The sequence below is a fragment of the Halomonas sp. ND22Bw genome (assembly GCF_003011945.1).
Classification (GTDB): domain Bacteria; phylum Pseudomonadota; class Gammaproteobacteria; order Pseudomonadales; family Halomonadaceae; genus Halomonas; species Halomonas halophila.
This window is the reverse complement of the sequence record NZ_PXWD01000649.1, coordinates 1-280: the sequence shown is the minus strand read 5'-3', so window position 1 is coordinate 280 and position 280 is coordinate 1. Positions and strand designations below refer to the sequence as shown.

Sequence of the window (280 nt, the reverse complement as noted above, 5' to 3'; positions counted from 1 at the left end):
CGGGTGCCGGGCCAGTATCCGTCATGGATGCGCGGCACCGGCGACTACTACCGCGAAAGCCTGCTCGTCTGGCTGGACGCCGACACGCTGATCCGCGAGGGCACTAACGGCAGGAAGTCCCTCGACGACTTCGCCCGCGGCTTCTTCGGCCACGACGACGGCCAGTGGGCGCCTCAGGGCTATACGTTCCAGAACGTGGTCGCGGCCCTGAACGCCGTCTATCCGCACGACTGGGCCGCCTTCCTGCGCAGCCGCCTCGACGCCGTCGGCCCCGATGCCC

Annotated in this window: 1 protein-coding gene; it reads left to right on the top strand. The window is 69.6% G+C overall.

Translation table 11 applies throughout. The annotated features are described in order from the left end of the window. Positions 1 to 280 (top strand): hypothetical protein (locus CVH10_RS19745; RefSeq protein WP_219924869.1); only part of this gene is annotated, 280 nt, incomplete at both ends.